The sequence below is a fragment of the Microbulbifer maximicatervae (SeqCode) genome, from assembly GCF_056231245.1.
On record NZ_CP174334.1, the window covers coordinates 3,067,725 to 3,086,907 of the forward strand.

Annotated in this window: 17 protein-coding genes; 2 read left to right on the forward strand and 15 right to left on the reverse strand. The window is 48.2% G+C overall.

The annotated features are described in order from the left end of the window. Window positions 1–239: 239 nt before the first annotated feature. From ACJJIS_RS13220 to ACJJIS_RS13235, 4 genes are all read right to left on the reverse strand, one after another. Window positions 240–818, reverse strand: coding sequence for a hypothetical protein (locus ACJJIS_RS13220; protein ID WP_444905737.1), 579 nt, complete (start codon window positions 816–818; stop codon window positions 240–242). Between the two features lie 85 nt (window positions 819–903). Further along, window positions 904–2,526 (reverse strand): vanadium-dependent haloperoxidase, encoded by a 1,623-nt coding sequence (locus ACJJIS_RS13225; protein ID WP_444905738.1) that lies wholly within the window; start codon window positions 2,524–2,526, stop codon window positions 904–906. 298 nt (window positions 2,527–2,824) lie between these two features. After that, the gene (locus ACJJIS_RS13230) at window positions 2,825–3,109 is read right to left on the reverse strand and encodes a hypothetical protein (protein ID WP_475708311.1); all 285 of its coding nucleotides are present in this window, start codon (window positions 3,107–3,109) and stop codon (window positions 2,825–2,827) included. A 1,243-nt stretch (window positions 3,110–4,352) separates the two neighbouring features. Continuing rightward, window positions 4,353–5,828 carry a lytic polysaccharide monooxygenase gene (locus tag ACJJIS_RS13235; protein ID WP_444916117.1) on the reverse strand — a complete coding sequence of 492 codons (1,476 nt, stop codon included), beginning with the start codon at window positions 5,826–5,828 and terminating at the stop codon, window positions 4,353–4,355. Window positions 5,829–6,605: 777 nt separating this feature from the next. Here ACJJIS_RS13235 and ACJJIS_RS13240 point away from each other — a divergent pair. Continuing rightward, on the forward strand, window positions 6,606–7,238 hold the full coding sequence (locus tag ACJJIS_RS13240; protein ID WP_444916116.1) for an acyloxyacyl hydrolase: 633 nt from the start codon (window positions 6,606–6,608) through the stop codon (window positions 7,236–7,238). Between the two features lie 57 nt (window positions 7,239–7,295). Here ACJJIS_RS13240 and ACJJIS_RS13245 read toward each other — a convergent pair whose 3' ends face one another. From ACJJIS_RS13245 to ACJJIS_RS13275, 7 genes are read right to left on the reverse strand one after another with little or no spacing between them, the layout of a single operon-like run. Next, complete coding sequence (locus ACJJIS_RS13245) at window positions 7,296–8,462, reverse strand: glutathionylspermidine synthase family protein (protein WP_475708312.1); 1,167 nt, start codon at window positions 8,460–8,462, stop codon at window positions 7,296–7,298. A gap of 3 nt (window positions 8,463–8,465) precedes the next feature. Continuing rightward, on the reverse strand, window positions 8,466–9,080 hold the full coding sequence (locus ACJJIS_RS13250) for a DUF1190 domain-containing protein (RefSeq protein ID WP_444927396.1): 615 nt from the start codon (window positions 9,078–9,080) through the stop codon (window positions 8,466–8,468). A gap of 12 nt (window positions 9,081–9,092) precedes the next feature. After that, on the reverse strand, window positions 9,093–9,509 hold the full coding sequence (locus tag ACJJIS_RS13255; RefSeq protein ID WP_282933398.1) for a DUF350 domain-containing protein: 417 nt from the start codon (window positions 9,507–9,509) through the stop codon (window positions 9,093–9,095). 14 nt (window positions 9,510–9,523) lie between these two features. Beyond that, entirely contained in the window at window positions 9,524–10,177 is a 654-nt protein-coding gene (locus ACJJIS_RS13260) for a YjfK family protein (RefSeq protein ID WP_475708313.1), read from the reverse strand. Continuing rightward, window positions 10,162–11,232, reverse strand: a complete 1,071-nt coding sequence (locus tag ACJJIS_RS13265; RefSeq protein ID WP_444927395.1) for a potassium channel family protein — start codon at window positions 11,230–11,232, stop codon at window positions 10,162–10,164. The genes ACJJIS_RS13260 and ACJJIS_RS13265 overlap by 16 nt, the downstream gene beginning before the upstream one ends. A 4-nt stretch (window positions 11,233–11,236) precedes the next feature. Continuing rightward, the gene (locus tag ACJJIS_RS13270; RefSeq protein ID WP_282933401.1) at window positions 11,237–11,932 is read right to left on the reverse strand and encodes a PspA/IM30 family protein; all 696 of its coding nucleotides are present in this window, start codon (window positions 11,930–11,932) and stop codon (window positions 11,237–11,239) included. Beyond that, entirely contained in the window at window positions 11,929–12,333 is a 405-nt protein-coding gene (locus tag ACJJIS_RS13275; protein WP_108732689.1) for a DUF2170 family protein, read from the reverse strand. The genes ACJJIS_RS13270 and ACJJIS_RS13275 overlap by 4 nt, the downstream gene beginning before the upstream one ends. Before the next feature lie 148 nt (window positions 12,334–12,481). On the opposite strand from ACJJIS_RS13275, the gene ACJJIS_RS13280 reads away from it, so the two are divergent. Next, the gene (locus ACJJIS_RS13280; RefSeq protein ID WP_108732688.1) at window positions 12,482–12,796 is read left to right on the forward strand and encodes a DUF6471 domain-containing protein; all 315 of its coding nucleotides are present in this window, start codon (window positions 12,482–12,484) and stop codon (window positions 12,794–12,796) included. 123 nt (window positions 12,797–12,919) lie between these two features. On the opposite strand, the gene ACJJIS_RS13285 is transcribed toward ACJJIS_RS13280, so the two are convergent. The 4 genes from ACJJIS_RS13285 to ACJJIS_RS13300 all read right to left on the reverse strand — a co-directional run bounded on the left by ACJJIS_RS13285 (window position 12,920) and on the right by ACJJIS_RS13300 (window position 19,104). Next, complete coding sequence (locus tag ACJJIS_RS13285) at window positions 12,920–13,222, reverse strand: hypothetical protein (RefSeq protein WP_444927394.1); 303 nt, start codon at window positions 13,220–13,222, stop codon at window positions 12,920–12,922. An 85-nt stretch (window positions 13,223–13,307) separates the two neighbouring features. Next, a complete protein-coding gene (locus ACJJIS_RS13290; protein WP_475708314.1) occupies window positions 13,308–16,034 on the reverse strand; it encodes a DEAD/DEAH box helicase in 2,727 nt (908 codons plus the stop codon). Window positions 16,035–16,111: 77 nt separating this feature from the next. Next, window positions 16,112–16,663 carry a GmrSD restriction endonuclease domain-containing protein gene (locus ACJJIS_RS13295; protein ID WP_475708315.1) on the reverse strand — a complete coding sequence of 184 codons (552 nt, stop codon included), beginning with the start codon at window positions 16,661–16,663 and terminating at the stop codon, window positions 16,112–16,114. Between the two features lie 239 nt (window positions 16,664–16,902). Next, window positions 16,903–19,104 (reverse strand): hypothetical protein, encoded by a 2,202-nt coding sequence (locus ACJJIS_RS13300; protein WP_475708316.1) that lies wholly within the window; start codon window positions 19,102–19,104, stop codon window positions 16,903–16,905. Window positions 19,105–19,183: the final 79 nt, after the last annotated feature.

The following is a 19,183-nucleotide window of genomic DNA, read 5'->3' on the forward strand; positions in this document are numbered from 1 at the left end:
TACGTCACAGAGTTCAGCTACAAACAGGTTGGCTTATGGAATGACCTCTATGATAACCGGCTGTAAAAAGTGAAGTGATAAAGTAACCAGGATAAGGCTATACAAAAGCAGCTCAAGCGGAATTCCCCATTATTTTAGTGCTTGCAGACTCCCCCAAACCAAAGTCAATCGATATGTCATCATTTTCCTGTTCAGTATAATCTCGATAATTTTCAAGCCGATACTATCTTAGTCGTACATCACAATTTTGCTGCTACGGCCCCCTTCCCCACCAATGTTGTCAGCTTGATGTTCTCGTCTCCTATTTCTGTGGACACGGTCTCCACGAAACGCACCATGCCCGCTAAAATCGCTGCGTTATAGTGCTCTTCACTTGCCTCTAGCTCCTCAACGGCTGCGTTCATATCCTTGAGAGCCCGGGATGCTTCTAGGTCCCACTCCTTCAGCTTGGCGAGACTTGCCCTGGCAGATGCCACTTGCTGTTCATTCACTCCGTCTTGAGTCGCCGCAAGACTCTCTGCTCGAACGGCCTTTATCTCAGCATCGTACTTACGAATAGTAGCCAGGGAACGGCGAACAATACTGTTCAACTTGATAACTGTATCCCGCTCGAATGCAGCCTTAATGTCGTTGCTAGCCAGTGCCACTGAAGCGGGTGTTTTTGCAGGGTGGATAACGCTTTCAACATCCGGTACCGACTCCTGTTTACTTACCCAGACCTTCTCGTTTTCGACTGGCTCTTTGAGTGTGTGCGTAGCTATAAACCCAAAAGCGATTATTCCGAACACTGCCACTGCAATATATCGTTTGCTATTCATACGGTGAGTTACCTTTGGTTTGGCCGCCCCTTGCGGAGCGGCACCTGATAGAGAGCGAGAATTTAGCTCATAGCGTAAAAATAGTTTACCTGCGAGTCCTTGATCTACTAATCAGGCTAAATGCTTCGACGTTGTTCATTAAATTCTGCGCGATCTGCTCGCCCATGACTTGGCCTGCAATATTGTCAAAGTCCCAGTGCACTCCGTTATAAATGCGGCTGAGGCCATTTTCCTGTTGAGCGGCGGTATAGGATTCAAAACGGACAGGTACCAAAGGCCTCGGTGTGTCCGGCGTGAAAGGGTCGAAGCCTTCCCCATTGTATTCTTCCGATACAAAAGTAAAGGGCTGATCTCCAAACATACTGCGCATAATCTCGAAGGTGGAAGCACCGAAGGTAGCATGACCCGATGGGTAGGAGGGGAACGGCGGTGTTGGCCTAATCGCAATGGTGGTATTGATGACTGACACCCCTACCGGCAACCATTGCTCATCCTGCAAGGTCGATGGGTTGTCGTCATCGATGCGAATACCGGTAACCGGTCTCCAGTAATTGTAATAGTATTTACTGTCCCACGCAGCGATACCAGAATCCGCCAGCCCCACATTGATCAAAGCAAAATACCGGGCCAGATCCAGCTCATTCTCGACTTTGTTATCCAGTGCTGCCTGCAGGGCGATAAGGTTATATAGTCTCGGGGGAATGCCCAATAACGGTACACCGTCATATCCCCAGTAATTCCCGATAAATCGTGTCTCTGCTGTGGATGTCGATGGGGTAATAGTATTGGCTGGGGACCCGCCGAGGGCCGCCACTTCCTCATAGGCTTCGGCATATTCCTCAGACGTAATTGTAGGCGGAATCGGACTGCGGAATTGATCACCTGAACTTAGTGAAAAAGGTGTCACACTGCCCCAATAGGCTCCGAGAGCCACGGAATCGTGGCCAACAGGATCCACGGGATCAGGCTGCCATTCTCCCGGTACCGTAGCACCCGTGTTGACCGATGTCGAGTGATAGGTGTCATCCCCATCCGCGACAGCGCCGCCCTCACCATAAGCGGGCTCCAAGTGGTCGGCCTTATCATTGCTGCGCACTGCAAGCATTGCCGCAGCAGCGGCTTCGCCAATCACTTGGCCCTTGGCAATTCTATCTGCGCTATCTCTTATCTGGTCAAGATCTGATAGCAGTAATTCCTGCAAACGCTCTGACTGATCGGGGTAGAGTGCGCGCAAGGTATCGTAAGCGGCGTAAGCGATAGCTGCATCTTTGGATGCATCTCTGGTGTCGAGTACACCGAGATCATTATAAGGTTGGTATTTACCGTCAAAGGCGTTCAGAGCGTCAAACACAGCAGTTTGTACGATGGCGAATGCGCGACTGGACCGGGTAGGGCCGCCTTGGTAGAAATCCACTTCGCCGGTATCAGGGTCGGGAGTATGATCGATAGCCGATGAGTCGAGCATCGTGTTGAACCAAAATACAACCCGATCTCTAGGTCTATTAAGCTCGCCAGACTTCCCCGAAGTCCGCTCAAGCCGATCAAGTACACCTTTGGAGAGAGTTGATCGGCTGGTTTCTCCTAGATACGCGCTGGTTTGTCCCTTGGGCTGCTTACCCTTTGTCTTCTGGGCCTGCACAGCACCCGATGTCAATATTAAGCCTGCTGCCAGGAAGCAGGCCGATGTTTTTAACAGAATGTGGTTCATTGTATTACGTCCTTTGATATTGAAGGGCGCGCTGAATCAGTAAATCTATCAGTGGGCCGTAAGTTTGTTTTCAAATTGGCTGTTGTTGACCGCACTGGGTTGTGGAGGCCGTACCAACCTGTCGATACACCGATTCAGCTAGACCTTAAACTGGACTTCAGTAGAATGTCTCTTCATCTATTACACTTGTGATCCCTAGCACTTCAATCCCTCAACGACTTAATTCCAAATGCATTTCGTGTCGATAGCAAAAAATGAGTAGATGCTAAAACGGTTTTCTTTTCCAGCAGTCAGACTTTTATCGGGCGCTGGCTATTTTCCCATCCCCAAGTTCAATTCCGAGGAAGCCCTCAGTACTTTTTGGCTCTCTATGATCTGTATCGCAGTCAACATCGATTCCTCCAGGATCGAGAGCAGATTTACATAGAGCTTCATTTGCAGATGTGATAACTCCATCACCAGCCTCTAGGTAAACATGGTCAGTTGCACTAGATCTGGCTCTAGTTGAGACAATAGCAATAATCGTGTGATTTAATGCGACTTGATTAAATACAAATACTAGGTTGGTTTTTTGTGAAATCATACCTATGCCTATTATTCGAGTTTGTCCAACTCCCTCCCCCAGACTAATCAGGTTATTATCCTGTCGAGATCAACCTCAAATATAATATTTATTGTAAAGTTGTAGACCACCACTTGGCTTCACAGTTCCTGACAATTATCTTCAAAGCTTAAACCCCAAAAAATAAAATCGCTGAAATCTGCAACCAAAAATGTATAGAACAAAAAAACAGCTAATAAGGTAAATTTCTAAACACTTAAAACAATCAAATCACCAACAGGCACTAAAGAAATAAGGAATTCCTGAGCTTCACAGGAAAAGGGATTCTGCCTTATTGGCTCAACATATAAATAGATCCTTTTAATGATGCTCAGACCTGGGAAAATAATTTGACACCAGCCCAGGCAATTTTGATCGGAAAAATACTCCCCCACCCTAGTGAGGCTCGCCCAGAGACACCACTAGAATAACAGCGCCTCCGTAATCAAACTGAAACGTCGATTTACATCGTTAACTTCACGACCTGCCGGATAAGCACCTTTTGATTACATCAACCATAATGCCCAAGGTATCTCAAATAAATCAAACCTCAAAATCAACGGTTCATTTTTACCACCCGTAAAACGAATACAACACTACACGAGAGCCCGCTGAGCTATATGGCATCATATCTTTACACAAAGGCACTATGCCCTACCTGAGCAGCAAACAAGATACAGTTACTTCTAACTGTACCTGCCAATTTCCGCCCCTCATAATTAAATAAATTTATCAGGCCAAAAAATTAATTCACTAATAAAATCTGCACACACGCTTAGACCCGATTTGAAATAAAAAATAACGGCCCCGTTAATATTACAGGCGCCGAATAGCGCGATATCTGACTATAGGAAGTTGTTCAATAGGGTGGACTTTGCGTATCTGGATCGAATGATACCGCAAAGAGGCAGCTAGGAATTGATCACTGTTCTGGACAGTATTGACCCAGAGGGGAAAGCAATTCCCTTCTAGAGTTACAGAGTTGACAGTAAGATTCAGGAAGTCATTGTCAGGTGACGCTTTGCGCTGTATTCAGAAGCCCTTCACATTTGAATGTATCAACAGGAAAGTTAAAGGAATAAATACTGACGGGAAGTAAGATTGGTGTATCACAAAGAGCAACACACCTGATAGCTTAACAAATGCGTCCGACCTAAGGGAGCTGCGCCCTTTGGTCGGACTGAGCTCAATCAACTACCAAAAGATAGGAGGCAGAGTGTACTCATCATTGGCAGGAACTCTCTTCCCAATACTGAGGTGCGGCCGATGGGGACCACCAGTTTGGCCCGTAGGTTGAAATGTAGACCTGACCACTGAAAGTTACCCGATCTCCAACTTGGTAAGCACTATCACCGGCGTAGGGCTGCTGGAACTCAGGACAGGAAACCGCAGAGCTATCATCTCCACCATTGCTATCAGAGCTATCATCGGAGCCGTTATCAGAGCTATCGTCTGAACCACTATCGGAGCCATCGCAGGTAGTTTCATTCCAGAATTGCGGTGCAGCACTCGGCGACCACCAGTTTGGCTCATGTGTAGATTCATAAGCAACATTGTCATAAACAACTACGTCGCCAATCGAGTAGCCTGGATCACCACCATACTGCTGCACAAACGCTTCACAGCTAGAGTTTCCGGAATTTCCAGAGTCGCCATTGTCTCCACTATTATCCGAATTATCGTCACCGGAATTATTGTCGTCATCGGTAGAGTCATCATCCTGATCTTGGATAAGCTCGTATCCAATTTCAACACTCTCTAAACTGCTACCTTCTAACAAGTAGATACTGTTGATGCCATATAGAGGCTCAAAACTACTGCTTCCATCGTAATCACCGGCGCGGATGCTGCTCTGTTCCTGGTTAATCAGCTCAGCCAGATCGTGAGACCAGTTTTCAGCGATACCCTGCTCATCTGAAGCAATTTCCAGGACAGTAGAATATGAGGAGTTTTCACCGGAGCTATCAAATACACGAGTATAAACTTTATCGCCCACATTCAAATCTTGAGTTGGATTAATAGTGCCTGCAACACTCCAGTCAGTATTGACAACATTATCACCATCAAACTCGACATCGATAACATTATAGAAGGCATTAACCGTATCACCCACATCCCAAACTGCAAGAATTACGTGGTAGCCTTCACGTTCTGGCACCTGACACTCATGTGTCGTATTTACCGCAGGCTGCTCATAGTTGCCATCAACCTCACAGAATGGATCTAAATCAAATTGATCGCGGGTCAAAACCGCATTTGGATTCCAACCTTCTTTGGTAATGTAATATTTCCAGTCCCGGGTTACATGATTGGCTGTGAAGCGCCATTTAAAAGTTTGCCAACCGGAGCTAATATAATTCTTAACCCAGCGATCTGAGGATTGCTCATTTAATTCTGACCAGGAGCTATCTCCTGCACTGGCTATCTGCCCATCAGCAGGACCACTTTCAGGGAAACCTTCATTCCCTTCTATACTTTGCGGTTCCCATTGAACAGCACCGCAGTCAACATTCATCTCTCCCGTATCGAGAGCATATTTACACAAGGTTCCACGAGCGGATGCAACACCACCATCAGCGGCCTCTACATAGCCGTGGCTAAGTGCATTTGAACTCATACCGGCCAGTGCTATTGCCATCAGGGCGCTATTTAATACGGGTAGTTTAATTGCAGATGCTAGTTTGGTTTTTCGTAAAATCATATCTATGCCTGTTATTCAATTTCGTCCAACCTCCTTCCCCAGCTGAACCAGGTCCTTATCCTGAATACACATATTCGATGTGTAATGTTGGCGACAGAATTATGGACCGCTACTTAACAGCACGGTTCCTGACAATTATTGATATAAATTTACAAACCTCAGAAGATCACCAGCGCACCATTTTCCCTTAAAAATAATATTAAAGGGTATTTTTTTTCAAGGAAAAATAATCAATTAAAAAATAGGACGAAAAAACTACAACGACCCCTAAAATAGAGAACAGGCAAACCTTTAACAGGATGAGAAATTTCCAGACGATTTTTAACTTAATACAAGTTCCCACACTCATTAATTATCAATAGATGACACCCCTCTCTCACGAACAACCCCCTATTACAATTCAAAATAGATAAGCCTGACTGCCTTAAAACCATAAATCTCTCGATATTACCTACCCTCAAAAGTTGCCAGCAGGGCGGAAATTGGCAGCTACCCCAACCTACGAACACGTATTTCATCCTGAGAAAAAAACCTCTTTTCAAATCAGAGAACTATCACTGTCACCGCTTTTTTTAAACTGTCACTGCAAGTGTTTTCCTGGCAACAAATACAACTGCAGCCTAGTAAATTATTCCCATTAGTAAATTACCACTGGGATAAAAGACCTATATTCGCTCACCTCTGTCTACACTGGAAAAGAACCCGGATGATTTTGAGTTTCCCTAACCAATCATTTTCTTGTAGTCACCATTCGTAGTAGGAAAGGTAGGATCAGGGATGATGTTGTACTTGATTATCCGCAGGCTCGGCCTGTGTCTGTTATGTTCTTCTCTTTTGCTTCCAGCCTGGTCTTTGGCTGAAACGGCAACAAACCCGGATAAACGGTGGGCTGCAATTGTAGGAGCCGGCCCGGGATTTTCCAATCGTCGCAATGAGCTCACCCAATATCGCCTTGCCATATCCAAGGACCTGCCCTGGCAGTGGTCCCTTGCTGAGAAATGGACGCTCAAAACGCGACTGGAGACCAGTTACTTTGAATGGCGATCCAGCCTGGACGATGGCGATCCAGACGTCTCCAAACGGGGAGAGGATTTAGTTCACGGTATGTCAGTGAGTCCGGTATGGAGGCTTGAGTACCTACCCCAGTGGGACAAGCCTATCTTTCCCTACTTCGAGTTTTCCGTGGGGGCCAGTTACATTACTGAGTCCAATATTGTGAGTAAAAACACAAATCACACAACTCTGGGATGTCATTTCCAATTTGAGGATCGAATTGGATTGGGCTCTGACTTTGGGAGTGAGCGCCGCTGGGGAGTCACAACTTACGCACTGCACTACTCAAATGCAGGAACCTGTTCTGAAAATTCCGGAGTGAATTTTTTTGAGCTGCGGCTGCACTATAACTTTTAAACAAGAGGATTGAGCAGGCGCCGGCTTGATGTCAGCGCCTGCAGTCGTTGGCGGGCCCTAGAGGATGATATGTGGCAGATAACGGCTCATATCCTGGGTAATCAGGTTTGAATCTTCCCGGATGGACATTCCCGCTGCCAGGTCATCAACGAGCCAGCTTCCCACCAGAGTATGGTTCTTTCCAAACTTGGGGAGAGGATGCAGAGCCTGATAGATAAACCCTTCTTGCCCATAGGGGCCATCGGACAGCAAGGTGGTATCCGCCCCTTTTACTACCGAAATATTCGCCCCTTCTCGTGAAAAGATTGGCTTCTTAACTAATTCCGGGAAATCCGCAGCCTTGTCCAGCTCATCCTCAAAAAAAGAGGGAAGCAGATTCGGGTGCTCTGGAAAAAGCTTCCACAACATTGGCAAAAGCGCCTTATTGGAAATAATCGCCTTCCAGGGCGGTTCCAACCAACGGACATTGCTTCCTGCCAACAGGGTCCCGAACTCCTCGCGGAGCATAAATTCCCATGGGTACAGCTTAAACATCCAGGTGATTACCTGATCATTCAAATCGGTAAACTGACCCGCTTCATCCCGGCCAATATCTTCGATAAAGACAAAATGATTATTGATCCCCGCTTCGTAGGCACAATCCTGTAAATATTGAACCGTGCCCCGGTCCTCTTCCGTATCTTTACAGCAGGCGAAATGCAACTCCCTCCCCGGGGTCAGGAATTGTAAATCATGGAAGCGGTTAACCAGCTTTTCCTGCAGGCTATTGAACTGATCAGACTGTAGCGGCAGAGACCTGCGATCGACATTGTCCTGCAGCCACAACCACTGCCAGAAGCCGGTTTCATACAGAGAAGTGGGAGTATCAGCATTGTTCTCATAGAGCTTTGCCGGCCCCTGTCCGGAATAGGCAAAGTCCAGGCGAGAATAGAGACTGGGGTCGCCATTACGCCAGGATGTTCGCACAAAGTCCCAGTGCTGCTCGGGTATACAGAACCGCCTCAGCAACTCCTCATCCTCAAGCACACGGGCAACGACATCCAGGCACATCTGGTGAATTTCTTCGGTGGGATCTTCAATGTGCTTTTCTATCTGCTCCAAGGAGAATTGATAGTAGGAGCTTTCATCCCAGTAGGGTTCGCCATACATGGTATGGAAGTGAAACCCGAACTCCTGCGCTCGCTCTTGCCAACGCGGGCGCTCACCAATCGGCAACCTCAGCACAAATCAGCCTCCCCAGCCGCGCGAACCGCCACTGCTGGAGCGGCCTCCTCCCCAGTTGGATTTGGCCGATGCCACTGCACCAAAGCCTCCACGGGAAACAGTTTTGGTAACTTTAGGCTTAGGCGCCGTAGCGCTTTTATCCACCTTATAAGATGAGCGGCCATAGTTGCCAATGATACCGCCGTCAGCAGTCATCAGCTTGTCGCGGTAACGGGAACCTGAATAGCGGTAGACCGGATTGTAGTAGCCATAGTTATAGTGGCGATCCCTGTCGTTGAGCATGGAGCCAACCATAAAGCCCGCCATCAGAGGCATCCACACACCGCTACTGGTCTCTTGGCAGCTACCGAACTCAGCCTCACACTGAGAGAGACGGGAATACTTGGGCCCGGTGCGCTCCGCTTCCTCAACCGCGCGCTGATAAGCTGCTTCACATTGAGCTTCGTCCAGCTGGGTATTGGCCACACAGTCATCTACTGAAGAGACAACTTTAACTTCCTCATCTGAGGAGCAACCGACCAGGGCAGCCGCTACACCTAAGGCAAGTGGGCGCAGTAAAAAATTGGAGCCACCGCCCTTGCGCATCCTTGCCAGGTTAATATTCTTGGTACGCTTCATTACCACCCCCAATTAGTAGCTCATGCAAGCCGCATTCAATACGCCAACAGCGATTGTAGTTGCAGCCAACATAACACCGGCACTCACCTCTCCATCTTCGATACGCTCAACAATACGCGGCATAAACCCAAAGCGGATAATGGCAAAAGCAATTAACTGGGCGATCAATGCAACCAGGGCCCAGATGGCGAAATCGACAATAGAAATAGAGTTACTGGCAGCACCACCAACGGCAATTGCAAACCCCAAAACAGCACCACCAAAACCAATAGCGGCAGCCGTATTCTTATCTTCGCGGATCAACTTCCACTCATCGTGAGGCGTCACCAGTGCGTATAAAAATTTAAACGCGATCAAAAGTACCAGCGACAGGCCGAAGTAGGCCGCAAAATGCAAGATACCAGTCAGTAAATCATAAGGCTGGTCCATTAAATATCTCCTTATTATCCGTGTATTGTTATTTGCGAGGGGGTCAGAGTAATGCCGGTGCTAATCACCAGGCTGCGGCTTAAGTAGCCTGCATCTTCTTCTTTCTCTTCAGCTGAGAGAAAAAGGGATTCGGTTTGCTGATCAGACAATTCGCGTTCGAAAAGCATGGTAAATTGATCCGTTACTGAATAATCACCATCTTCATCGTAAGTCTTCTCGGCCATATGCACTGGGTTATGGTAGTCCCCTGCTGCGGTCCATACACGGCTATAAGAGCGATCCTGCAGGTGATAACTGGGTGCGCCAATATCACTCTTTAACAATTTATTCCAAGCCTGCTCCGAACCGACATCCAGTGTGTCGTAAAAATGGAACAGCTTTACATCGACAACATGCTCATCCCGCTGACCGCCCTCAGCAATCACTTGCAGCCAGGCATCATCATCAGTGTAAAAGCGATAAATCCAGGTACTATCTAGTTCGACAACACCAGCTGCTTTAATAATCTGGGTCGGTGAACAGGATTCAATGGTCAGTTCATCGAGTATCAGACGAATGGCCAAAGGGTCCAGCTCAAAACTCGCCCCCATTCGCAAGCCCATAATTTCTGGAGTCTTGACCTTTGGAGCGTCCTTTCCCTTTATTTTATTTATCAGTTTGGTAAACATGTACCAACACCTTCCTCATTACTTTTTATATCGAAACAGCTTTTTTCATCGAGCCGCTTTGCAGAGATATAATACAGCATGTCGCCCTCGGTGACCTGATCGGTAAGCCCCGGGTTCACGTCAATTTTAACCACACCCTTTCTACGTACCGCAATTAAGGTCGCGGAGAGATCCCGCTTAAAATGGTCAAATAATTCACCGACAGGAAGAGGCTTCTCACCCCGATATTCAACGCTGTATTGGGTCATGCCGTAAGTGCTATCGAGCAACTGTCGGTGCAACCTTGCGGAACCGGGGTCAAGCGAGGATTTTGCCAACATCTCTACAGCGACAGAGGGAATACATTCAATATTGGGACAGTGGGCACGGAGCAATTCACCCACATTTTCATCTTGAAAATAAGCCGTTTTATGGCTGTTCGGGCTGAGCTTGTCGCAGAATAAGGCGGTTGTAAGGGTTACATCATCCAGAGGGTTGTCGATAATAATTCGAGCGGCATCGGCCAACCCTGCCCTCTGCATACTTTCCCCGTGGGAAAACGATTCAACCCGGACAAAATCAATCTTACCCGGCATCGGATTTTCGATATCGGCTTCAACACAGAGGACAATCTCTGCTGCGCTACCATTTGTTTTGGAGAGTAGCAACTCAATCAAGCGGAGCGTTCTGGTACCGTTCCAGCCGATAATTACTGTGTGATCAATATGGTTTGTCATACGCAAGCCCTTCTTGCCGCGATGCACAAATTCTGAAACCGCAAAGCCAATTCTTGTGACCACCATGGCAAACAGGCTGAGGCCCACTGGGATCACCCAAGCGGCAACTACGACTTTACCCTCAGGGGTTACCGGGGAGAAATCGCCGTATCCTACTGTCGATGCGGTAACGACTAACCAGTAAAAGAAATTCTCGCCCGCGACAATATCAGTTTCACCGGCAATTTTGAGCAGCCAATAGGAGATGAAAACATAGCTGCCTACAGCTATGAGAATTGTGGTTACATTGGCCCGAATGAAAAGCGACGCCAGAAGGCGTCGCACTCGATAAAGCAGCACTGTGTTAAGCCTTTTCGCGGCCCGCTAACAGTTGAGCCAACTTATCGCTGCCACTTTTCTGGCCGCCGGGCTTGATGCCCGCCGCTTTCAGCTTGGCATCCAGGCTGGAACCGGTTTCCTCTGAAGCCAGCTCTTCCGCAGCTTCAAGCTCAGCAGCACGCTGCTCCTGCTTGTTTTTGATGCGATCCAGGCTGTCCAGCGCTGTTTTGATCTTGCTGTTCGCACCCATGTGGCGGGAAGAAACCGCTACCTGTGCTTTTTGAACAGACTCAGTCGCTTTGATCTGGTCAATCTGCTGCTCCATACGGCGCACATTGGTTTTTGCCTGGGTAATGTTACCTTTCAGGGTGCTCTCTGAACTCAGGAATCCGTCCAGGATGCTGCGCTCAGTTTCCAGCTGGCTTTCCAGCTCGGTAACACGCTCTGCACACTCAAGAGCGAGTTCGTTATCGCCCTTTTCACTCGCGTTGATTGCGTGAGTGCTATAGGTTTCAACGTCGGCTTGCAGCGCTTGGACCTTACTCTCAGTAAGTTTGCGCTTCGCCATGATTTTGGTCAGGTTTTCATCGCAAGCTTTCAATTCTTCCTTCGCCTCGCGCAATTCTTGGTCAAGAATACGAATCGATTGGCTATCCGCTACTGCTTCTGTTCCTTCGTTAACTGCGCCTTTCAAAGCAGTCCAGATTCTCTTAAGGCTCATGCTACACCCTCCGTTTCAAAATGATCGGCAAATAAATCCAGGAAGTCACCCACATTGGAAAACAGGGTCTCAACCTCCTCGATAACAACTTCGTCCTTGCTGGACACCGACAGAGCACCGAAAGCGACGTAGTAGTTCTCACCACCAATATTCTTGATCGCAATGGCTGTCAGGGGCACCAGCTGATGTGTTTGCAGAACCATTTCATTGAGCGCTGCCACATCATCTACCTGGCTCACGGGAAACAGAATGCTCTCTACAACTATCTGCTTCTCGCCAACATAGACAAACGCATCGACGCCTTCATCGTTGGAAATACTGAGGCAATCCCCCTCAGATTCGACCACCCATCCGGAGTGGTTTTCCGCCAATTGGCGCAGGTTCTCATTGTTCCAGGTCATCTCAACTCCCTCGCTGTGGAATATTGGTCACAAATATAGCACCAAAAAATCTGCGGTCAATAACTTATTACAAACTAATGTTGCAAATAATACACACAAAGATAATATTTACCACATTGGTGATAGTGAATAGGACGGAGTAGAGCCCATGGACCACAAGCAAAGCCTGAGCAACCAGCAAGCACTGACCCCTTACAAGCAGGCAATTGCTCGCTATGTGCGCGCATCAATGGCACTAAAGGGCATGCGTTACGGGGATCTCGCCCAAGCACTGGCCGAGAGAGGAATTTCAATGACACCGGAAAACCTGCGCAGCAAAGTCAGCAAGTGCATGTTTTCAGCAGATCTGCTGGCAGCCATCATCGATGCCATGTCGGTGGAGGACAGCGCCATGCTTGAAATCCTCAAACAGGCCCGTGAGCTGCAAGATCGAGGACTCTATGCCGAGCAGGAGAAAAGCTAACACGCCATCTCCTTGGACACCAGTACACGCGATCACACTTTGACTCCGTCGTCAGTAATCAAGCTTACCCGCTGAAAAACCGGGGTATCCACGACTCACCTGCACAGCTCCTTTACAGGTGAGTTAGTAGTGATGCAATTTGACGACCGGCTCACCATTACCGCACTTTCCGACAACCTCAGGCTCTGAGAGCTTGGCCCCCGCAGGAATAATCTTATTCGTTGGCCACCAAACAAAGCAGGCATACCTGAAATTGACTGCCCAGTTACAGTAGAGGCGTCCGTTCTCTTCCTCATAGAACCGCGCCTGGCAGAAACTTAAAGTGGGACTTCGCACCCCTTGAACCTGCTGGGGATCAGCCAAAGAAACTTGCACTCCGGCAATTGCAACCACAGAGAGGGAGAGAATCAGCAACCAGGATTTCATAGATCTACTCTGGAATTTTGCTCAAATCTCCTTGAAGACTAGCAGCTGCGGCGTAACTTTCATCTCTGAGCCCTAAGCAGCGGCACTAACCGTCAGGAATAGCAGCTTCAGATACAGGCACTTTTTCCTGCTGAAGGATCGTCAATAACTGCTCGATGCAGCCCTGCCGGTCTTTTCGCCAGTTAATATACGGCAGGGGAAAGACCGGAATGCCCGCCCGATACAATGCCTTGTAGACCTTTACACTAAAGTAAGACTCGTAGTCGCCGGGATACCCAATCAGGTCAATACCGATAAAACGCCCGCTCACAGCACAAACCACATCTACAATCTGCCCAGCCACAGGAAAGCCTACCCAATGGGGAATTTCGTGCTGGGTTAATAAATGGCTAACTTCGCTCGCAAAACGACATACGATTTCATCACCCTGCAAATGACTGCCAACGGAGTGTGGAAACTCAACATATTGACGCAAGAGATGATCCGTAGGGAGAGCTTGGGGCTCAATCGACAATGCAACCAACTGCTTTTCTTTTGCCCTGGTAATTGCGACATTAAACACATCCGCCCGGTTTAAGTAGCTGGCTGCCCGCAACGATTGATTATCAATAGCCATGGAGATAAGCATTAAATCTCGCTCCTCTCCTTGAAAACCATAGGGCGTGGCAACGCGTACAGAAAAACTCTGTAACTTCTGAGAGGAGAAAACCTTAATCAACTCCCCTTCCAAATAATCGGCCTGATCCCGATAGGGAGACAAAACACCGACCGACGGCCGAATTGCAGCATCGGCATAGCGCTCGAAATGCGCTTTCAATTGCGCAATAACCCAGTCGCGCTCTACGGTGTTTCTCCCATTTTTCCTCCGGCGCCCTGGCAGTTGATAAAATTCTAGCGCCGACTCTGGTAATGGTTTGGGCCTGACCCTCATAACTTTCAAGCGGCCGGAGTAAAAAGCATGGTTACTGAATGCGATCAGCTCTGGATGGCTGCGAAAGTGCTCATCCAGCATCACAACAGCTTGTTGAGTGGGAATCACGTCTGAAGCCAAATCCAAAAGTGATTGATCCCTATAGCTCAGTTTTGGCGGCACCCCGGCATCTTTTACCACTCCCTGCCAGATACTTTGCTGCCGGTTGCGGGAAAGAAATGAAACATGCCGCAGTTGCTTACTGTCACCGACGATCACTGCCCGCTCAGCTCGAAACAGAGCCGGCAGTGAACTCGCAATATCACACTGGGTTGCTTCATCAAAGACTACCAAATCGAACATGGCGGGCGATAACGGCAGCACTTCATTGAGTTCATCTGCCTCCACCAGCCATATGGGGAACGCCTGCATTACCACCCGCATATCAGTTTGGGCAAAGCGCTCCGCCTGTACTTTTGAAGTTCGAGATCGCAAGGCTTGATTGAATTGGCTCAGGGTACCTCGATTCTTTTCCAGCAGTCTGTGCAATGTATCGCGGCGATAAGTATTCAAATACTGACTTGCCAGGCTTTCAAAGTTGCGCCGACAATCATCAATCGCACCTTGTGATTGCCACAGATTTTTAACACTCAATCGATTTGCAAAGAAGCTCCAGGCATGTCGCGCTACCCACTGAGCAAACCGACCTACACTAACAGCGCGCGCCAATCCCAGCTCTTTGGAGAAGCGCTTCTCCAGGCCCCTCAAGGCTCGATAAGCCCTCTTCAGTTCCCTCTTCACCTGGGCAGGCTTTCTCTCTGGAAGTTCCACCCCCTCTTTCAGCAGCCTATCCAGATGAGCTTTTAAGCTGGGGATAAAACCCCGCTCCTCTCGATGTACATACCCCTGAGTCAGCCCGTACTCATCTCGCAACTTATCCCTCACCACGTCCAATGCTTGCTGGTTCTTCGACACCACCAAAACACTTTCACCATGCAGCACTCGATCGAGAACCATAGCGGCGATTGTAAAGCTCTTTCCCGTACCGGGCGGACCTGAAACAAGGCTAAGAGGAAAGCGAGTCGCATTTTCCAGTGCCCCCTCCTGAGCCCCACTCAACAGACCTGGCAGCATATCCGGCTCACACGCTTTCTGTGCCGTTTCCCAGTGGCACTCTCCCAGCAATGCCTGTAACGGAGGAGATAATCTTTTTTCCCTGCCTAAAAGTTGTAATTCGTGCAGTACTCCACGAGAGCCCCTCGATCTATCCGCAAGAATTACCGCACCCGCCGAGACCAGGGACAACTGAGCACCCTTCGATACACTTTCAACAGCTGCCTTACCACTCAGGTTAGGCCAGCGCCCCAATTCCTCCACATTTTCCAAAATGGTGTAATGGGTTAGCCAGCGACCGACGTCAGCCAGCTGTGTCGAGGACAGCGGCGAGGCAAGCACTGGGAAACTATCTGTTATGGAGGACTCAACATCAGGTTTAAGCAGTTGACGTAAAACAGGGAGATTAACGTGAATGTTTGCAGAGTTGATCTCTACAAAACAATCCTCATCAAAATGTAGCTTGGCGGGAAAATAAAGTAGTGGTGCACAGAGCTTGCGCTTTGCACTTAGTCCAGATTGGAGAGCGTAGTTACCACAAATAAACAGGCAACCATAAATCAGCCGCCGCTCCTTTCGGTAAGCATCCACTTGTTCCAGCAGTTTTGCTCCCGCCGTAGCGGAGACAGGTACACGTGGTAACTCATCAGCCCCCAAATAGTCCCGCTCATCTAAGAACAGACGCCGATTCGATTTGAGATTTAGAATATTGTTGAGGGAGAGGTCGTAACTGTCAGCTTGATAGCAGCGCCGAAAGTATTCGATTAACTTCTTGGGGTGGTGCTGCATTGCAAATAACTCCTGGGGGACAACAAAATTCTAACGGATGCCGGAACCTTGTTATACCCCCCGGAGATTACTTGTCCTCAGCCATCCGCCATTAGCGATTGATATTTGCGGCGCTCGCCCACACTCAGCTGAAGGCCATACTTATCTACGATTGCCATAAACCGCTTGAGGTAAACTTGCTTGACCGGTCCATAGGGCGGCATCCACTTGTCCGGCCCTTTGTGGCCTTTACTTTGGTTACGACCGTCATCAACCAGCCATAAATTCTCGATGTCCTCAGCAAACCGCTGCTTTCGCTTGCGCGTCCAATCAGCTCCCCCGTGATCGTGCGCCCACTTCAGCGGCACAATATGTTCCACATCAAGATCTGAAGCTTTTACAAAGAAGCCGCCTGTGTAGGGATCCAGCCACAAACCGGTGTCTACTTTGCAGTGATTGGAGCGGGTATAGGTTACCGGGGACAGTGAATAGCGAACTAACAACTCATGGCGGGTATCCTGGCAATCCTGATCGGAATCAGACCACTTGGGCAGCCACTCCGCCCGATCATAGGACGCTGCAAAAGCGGAAAAACTGAAGGAGAAAACTACAGCAATGGAAAAAAGCTTAGAAACTGACCGAACGCTCATACATCAACTACCAATCAAACCAGAGCGCTAGGTTACAAGAAAGTGTGTACCAATTGTATGCGGCGGTTCAAATCAATAAGAAATGGTTCAAACGTTATACAAAACACCCCAAATGAAAAAATAGGGCTATAGCAAGGGTAATGAAGAGCAGGATATTTCGATCAATTTTTTTACACCTGATAAAAATGCCCTGCCTGATTAACGCTTGACAGGGCATAATTTATCAACGATAGATCTTACTACTTGTCCAGCCCTACCGCTTGAGGGATATAGATTGCGTGCAACTGTCCTCCGGCCATCATTTCCTGAATCAATTGTGTAGTGGGACCATTTTTTTGGTCACGCACATTAAAGGAATTCAGGTAACTATCCACTCGACCTTCAAAATCATAGTGAAACTGGGTTGAACTCAAGAACCAACCATCACCCAGAATATCGCCCACATAAATAACCCCGGATGCTTCAGCATCGGTAGAGAGCGCAGCCTCTATCCCGGTATCATCCAGCCCACTGCGAACCTTGGAGGATTGTGAGTAGTATTGACGGTAGGGCTTACTCGCCACATGCTCTTCCAGCAGCATTTGGTATTCCTCCTCAGTAGGCTCAGCTTCCAATTCTCCACTTGCCAGCTGTTTCTCGATCTTCAGATCGAGCTCGTCTTCACTATCGCCAATAATTTCCGGGTTAAATTCGGCAACACGGATCATCTCTCCGGTTTCAGGGTCGAGAACGTAGATTGGTGAGTAATAATTAGATTTATCAAATTGCAACACCAAGCGAGTCTTATTATCGACACCAGCAACCGCTGCCATATTGTCGAAATTCTCATAGTTATCAGTTATATCGCCATCGGATTTGCTACTCACTACTCTCTTGATGATTCCACCATCTGTTGGATTGGTGATATCCGCAAACTCAAGCTGGTATACACCGTACTTGGCTCCAAAATAAAAGCTATTGGGATCTAATGGGTCCCAATCACCATCTTCCGGGGAACGCCACTGGGAGACTTCCATTCCAGTGGTATGAATGCGGAAGGCCTGCTGGCTCATATCGCGAATATCTTCTGGCTTCCCATCTCCGTCGGTATCCTGGCTGGAGAGTTGTACCAACTCAAACATCAATTCGTTATCGTCAAACAGCGCTCGATTGTTACTATCACTAAAATCAACCACCGGCGCGCCATCGCTATCCAGAACCCGAACCGCATACAGCTCACCATTGGTCAAGCCAGCCTTATCAACTTCACTGCCTTCATTGGTTTTTTCACCAACATAGACTGTGAGAAAACCTCCATTGCGATAAGCATTATCTTCACCACCCCGAGGCCGTTCATCATCGACAGACAGCAGTATGGTTTTATCCTGTGCTTTATAGTTGGGTACGATATTCTCAAAGCGAGATTTACCGAGTAGTGGCAATTCATAAGCATCACCAGTATTGTCTCCGGTAGTCAAAACAGCGATACCACGACCGATATAAATTTCCGATTTATCGTACTCGTAGACAGACTCGATCTCACTCTTGGCTTTCGCCTCACCACTGATGCTACCAAAAGCATCAAATCGAAGGCCCTCATAACCACGCTTCTCAACCAAACCATCGTAATAAGTTTTGAGGCTCTCGCCACCGTCACTCTCTTCGCCAGTCAAGAACATCCGTACCTGGGTACCCTTGCCGCTTTCCGAATTGTAGAAAGCAGTTTCAGCTGGCAGAGTTGCGGAGCAGAAGCGCTCGAATGCTCCCGTATTCACAAGGTCCCCATCCGCATCAAAATAGGGTTTCATTTGTGTTACGTAGGTATATCCTGGAGATTCAGCAACCCCACCATCCGTGTCATACAGAGTACGCCGCCAGGCATAAACACCTTTAATCAGGTCCTCACCACCCTCAATTTCCCCGGTGGTTTTATTGATTACCCACTTTGAAATGAAGGTGCCTGTCGATCGGAGACTGCGATTTGAGTTCTCCAGCACCACCCCGTCACCACCAACAAAGTTGTAGTGTTCCTGGTTCATAAACAAGGTAAATGTACCGTCGTCATTATCCAGATACCCCAAACCATCGGGTTCTCCAGACAATACATAAAGGCCATCCGTATCCGCAGCATCGAGACTTGGGTGCTCCTCGAATATAGGAAGCATATCCTGTTGGGGAACGTTTTCACTGGAGTAATCGGTGGGGAGATAACCATTGCTGAGCAGATTAATTACCTTGACGTTTTCAGCTGTGGCGACAACATGTGGTACCTGCAATGTTGAAGGACCAATATGCGCAGCAGCCTCAGAACCAGCAACTGATTCAAATAGACTGACTTCCTCAGGCACTTCCGGATCTGGAGTTACCACTACCGGATCATCATTATCGTCACTGCAACCAGCCAAAATTGCCGGTATAGCGATAGCTAACGCTGCTCTTTTGAAAAATTTATGATTTTTCATTGCCACTCCAATGCGTTGATTCCCCACCCGAAGGCAGTTCCAGTTATAAAGGCGGCATAGAGTAGTTGTGCTAAATGAC

What these genes read in the sequence shown, in the direction of transcription:
- ACJJIS_RS13280 (WP_108732688.1), top strand. Translation starts at nt 12,482, where the DNA reads ATGGACCACAAGCAAAGCCTGAGCAACCAGCAAGCACTGACCCCTTAC.
- ACJJIS_RS13235 (WP_444916117.1), bottom strand. Translation starts at nt 5,828, where the DNA reads ATGATTTTACGAAAAACCAAACTAGCATCTGCAATTAAACTACCCGTA.
- ACJJIS_RS13240 (WP_444916116.1), top strand. Translation starts at nt 6,606, where the DNA reads ATGATGTTGTACTTGATTATCCGCAGGCTCGGCCTGTGTCTGTTATGT.
- ACJJIS_RS13230 (WP_475708311.1), bottom strand. Translation starts at nt 3,109, where the DNA reads ATGATTTCACAAAAAACCAACCTAGTATTTGTATTTAATCAAGTCGCA.
- ACJJIS_RS13250 (WP_444927396.1), bottom strand. Translation starts at nt 9,080, where the DNA reads ATGAAGCGTACCAAGAATATTAACCTGGCAAGGATGCGCAAGGGCGGT.
- ACJJIS_RS13225 (WP_444905738.1), bottom strand. Translation starts at nt 2,526, where the DNA reads ATGAACCACATTCTGTTAAAAACATCGGCCTGCTTCCTGGCAGCAGGC.
- ACJJIS_RS13300 (WP_475708316.1), bottom strand. Translation starts at nt 19,104, where the DNA reads ATGAAAAATCATAAATTTTTCAAAAGAGCAGCGTTAGCTATCGCTATA.
- ACJJIS_RS13220 (WP_444905737.1), bottom strand. Translation starts at nt 818, where the DNA reads ATGAATAGCAAACGATATATTGCAGTGGCAGTGTTCGGAATAATCGCT.
- ACJJIS_RS13270 (WP_282933401.1), bottom strand. Translation starts at nt 11,932, where the DNA reads ATGAGCCTTAAGAGAATCTGGACTGCTTTGAAAGGCGCAGTTAACGAA.
- ACJJIS_RS13290 (WP_475708314.1), bottom strand. Translation starts at nt 16,034, where the DNA reads ATGCAGCACCACCCCAAGAAGTTAATCGAATACTTTCGGCGCTGCTAT.
- ACJJIS_RS13260 (WP_475708313.1), bottom strand. Translation starts at nt 10,177, where the DNA reads ATGTTTACCAAACTGATAAATAAAATAAAGGGAAAGGACGCTCCAAAG.
- ACJJIS_RS13255 (WP_282933398.1), bottom strand. Translation starts at nt 9,509, where the DNA reads ATGGACCAGCCTTATGATTTACTGACTGGTATCTTGCATTTTGCGGCC.
- ACJJIS_RS13285 (WP_444927394.1), bottom strand. Translation starts at nt 13,222, where the DNA reads ATGAAATCCTGGTTGCTGATTCTCTCCCTCTCTGTGGTTGCAATTGCC.
- ACJJIS_RS13275 (WP_108732689.1), bottom strand. Translation starts at nt 12,333, where the DNA reads ATGACCTGGAACAATGAGAACCTGCGCCAATTGGCGGAAAACCACTCC.
- ACJJIS_RS13295 (WP_475708315.1), bottom strand. Translation starts at nt 16,663, where the DNA reads ATGAGCGTTCGGTCAGTTTCTAAGCTTTTTTCCATTGCTGTAGTTTTC.